This is a genomic window from Marinobacter fuscus (assembly GCF_003007675.1).
In the GTDB taxonomy this organism is placed as follows: Bacteria; Pseudomonadota; Gammaproteobacteria; order Pseudomonadales; family Oleiphilaceae; genus Marinobacter; species Marinobacter fuscus.
This window is the reverse complement of sequence record NZ_PXNP01000073.1, coordinates 1-1,475: the sequence shown is the minus strand read 5'-3', so window position 1 is coordinate 1,475 and position 1,475 is coordinate 1. Positions and strand designations below refer to the sequence as shown.

General features: G+C 51.3%; 2 protein-coding genes. Both read right to left on the bottom strand.

Going from position 1 to position 1,475, the window contains the following annotated elements:
- Window positions 1-525: 525 nt before the first annotated feature.
- Complete coding sequence (locus C7H09_RS09515; protein WP_106762293.1) at window positions 526-789, bottom strand: TfoX/Sxy family protein; 264 nt, start codon at window positions 787-789, stop codon at window positions 526-528.
- Window positions 776-1,192: a VOC family protein gene (locus tag C7H09_RS09510; RefSeq protein WP_106762292.1), complete on the bottom strand. Its 417-nt coding sequence runs from the start codon at window positions 1,190-1,192 to the stop codon at window positions 776-778. Before C7H09_RS09510 ends, C7H09_RS09515 begins: the two co-directional genes overlap by 14 nt.
- Window positions 1,193-1,475: the final 283 nt, after the last annotated feature.

Here is a 1,475-nt window from a genome sequence, read left to right as displayed (position 1 = left end):
CCGATGCCAAGGCCCTTGCACTGAGTCCGCCAAAAATGAAGACGGCCTGGGCCATTAACGCGAAGGTAACCGGCGCCGGAGCGCAGCGGAGGGAACCAAAAGCTGTAAGCTCTTGGCGTCCGGTTGACCGGCTGGTTAGTGGCCGGTCACCACCAAGGTCTCCCCTGACAACCAACGCTGCATGCCCTCTCCCGAACACCTTGCACCAACCCAACGGATGGCGAAAGGAACCAGAGCGCAAACCACACCAACCCGATTACCATTTGAACTGGACGGCCCTGCAACTGGGGCACGCCGCGAATAACCTTGCTGCGGATGAGCTTGGCACCCAACCCCGACAGCCACTTTTCCGGCCTTGGCCATCATCAACACAAGCGGCTTTGCAGCCAAAACCGGTGCCAAGGCCTTTGCACTGAGCCCGCCTAAAATGAAGACGGCCTGGGCCATTAACGCCTCACATCACCGGCAGCAAAAAGCAGAGCGAGGAACGAGCGGCGCTTTTTGCTGTCCGAGTGCATGTGATTGTTAGCCGATTTTTGATTTAAGCTGCTTCTTTTTTTGTTCACCTATTTCATTCCAATGTTTGTCAATTAATGCCCCTTCAAATGAATACAGGTAATAACAAACTGACAACGTTTCTTCTGGGTACTTTTCCTTAATCATCTGATGTGCACCAACCGCACCAATATGCCGTAGTTCATCTTCAGAAAAAACTCCAATCTCATTTAAGCGACTGGCAATTTTTTTGCCGATATTCTTGAGATCGGTAAGGCTTCTATTTTGAGACATAATCACTTTGATACTCTTCGGTTGGCTCAAAAGATTGAACAATATCCAAATAGACACCGTTCGGGTCCTGAATACAGAAGTGACGCTGACCCCAGTCCTCGGACCGCAATTCGAGCGTGATTTTAAGCGATTTAGATTTAGCTGCGGCGAATGCAGCATCTGCATCCTCCACTTCCAAGCTGAAAATGACACCTTCGCCAGAGTGTGGTTTTTGAAATACTGGTGGTTGTGTGGGTTGTTCTGGCAGCATAAAACCAACCTGAACACCCGTACTCGAAACTAGGTGAATATACCAGTCACCAGCGAAAACAACATCAAAGCCAAGATTCTCTGTGTAGAAGGATTTTGCTGCACCGAGATCCTTAACGATAAACACGGGAAACGAGCTTTTTGGTTCTATCATTTGTGATATCTCCTTTTGTACGGCTAACGCTAGCGGTAACCGGCGCCGGAGCGCAGCGGAGGGAACCAAAAGCGGTACGCTTTTGGCGTCCGGTTGACCGCCTTGTTAATGGCCGTTCACCACCGTGGTTGAGCCTGACACCCAGGCCGCATGCCCTCTCCCGGACAGCTGCACCAACTCGACGGATGGCCAAAAGAATCAGAACGCAAAAGCCGCCAACCCGATTACCGTTTGAGACGGACGACCCCACAACTGGGGCACGCCATGAATACCAACACCGCTG

Bases quoted from the DNA above. Each gene is read 5' to 3' on its own strand.
- C7H09_RS09515 (WP_106762293.1), bottom strand. From the start codon at position 789: ATGTCTCAAAATAGAAGCCTTACCGATCTCAAGAATATCGGCAAAAAA.
- C7H09_RS09510 (WP_106762292.1), bottom strand. From the start codon at position 1,192: ATGATAGAACCAAAAAGCTCGTTTCCCGTGTTTATCGTTAAGGATCTC.